At 51.0% G+C, this 796-nt stretch carries 6 tRNA genes and 1 rRNA gene; all 7 read right to left on the minus strand.

The annotated features are described in order from the left end of the window. Positions 1–95: 95 nt before the first annotated feature. A tRNA-Ala gene (locus tag KNQ06_RS16865) sits at positions 96–171 on the minus strand. Positions 172–193: 22 nt separating this feature from the next. Next, positions 194–270 (minus strand) — tRNA-Pro (locus KNQ06_RS16870). A gap of 4 nt (positions 271–274) precedes the next feature. Continuing rightward, positions 275–348 (minus strand) — tRNA-Arg (locus KNQ06_RS16875). A 38-nt stretch (positions 349–386) separates the two neighbouring features. Then, positions 387–473: transfer RNA gene (locus tag KNQ06_RS16880), tRNA-Leu, on the minus strand. 62 nt (positions 474–535) lie between these two features. Further along, a tRNA-Thr gene (locus tag KNQ06_RS16885) sits at positions 536–611 on the minus strand. Between the two features lie 14 nt (positions 612–625). Beyond that, positions 626–701: transfer RNA gene (locus KNQ06_RS16890), tRNA-Val, on the minus strand. Between the two features lie 9 nt (positions 702–710). Next, positions 711–796: ribosomal RNA gene (gene rrf, locus KNQ06_RS16895) — 5S ribosomal RNA — on the minus strand; the annotation flags it as partial.

The raw sequence follows: 796 nt of genomic DNA on the forward strand, positions 1-796 counted from the left end.
TCACGATTGACGAAGCTTGCGCTTCATTCGTTTTTGTATTCCGTAGAATACGATTTTTGCCTCATCGTTCAGTTTTCAAAGTTCGTCATAAAAAATGGTGGAGCCTAGCGGGATCGAACCGCTGACCTCCTGCGTGCAAGGCAGGCGCTCTCCCAGCTGAGCTAAGGCCCCATTAAAGGGATGAAATTGAAGATGGTCGGGAAGACAGGATTCGAACCTGCGACCCCTTGGTCCCAAACCAAGTGCTCTACCAAGCTGAGCTACTTCCCGAAAATGCACCCTGAGAGATTCGAACTCCCGACCCCTTGATTCGTAGTCAAGTACTCTATCCAGCTGAGCTAAGGGTGCGGAATATAAGGATCAAACAGCAAACATCAAAATGAAAATGGTACCGAGGGCCGGAATCGAACCGGCACGGGGAAACCCCCGCAGGATTTTAAGTCCTGTGCGTCTACCAGTTCCGCCACCCCGGCAGGGATATAAAAGGTAGAACCTTCATTCATAGTTGAATTCTGGTGATCATTGAAGATAAAAATGGTGCCGGCAACAGGAGTCGAACCCGCGACCTACTGATTACAAGTCAGTTGCTCTACCAGCTGAGCTACACCGGCAAGTGTAATAAAAATGGTGGAGGATGACGGGATCGAACCGCCGACCCCCTGCTTGTAAGGCAGGTGCTCTCCCAGCTGAGCTAATCCTCCATATGTATCGCCTGGCAGCGTCCTATCCTCACAGGGGGAAGCCCCCAACTACTTTCGGCGTTCAAGTGCTTAACTTCCGTGTTCGGCATGGGAAC

Origin of the sequence: Exiguobacterium sp. s91, assembly GCF_018618915.1 — a bacterium.
Classification (GTDB): domain Bacteria; phylum Bacillota; class Bacilli; order Exiguobacteriales; family Exiguobacteriaceae; genus Exiguobacterium_A; species Exiguobacterium_A abrahamii.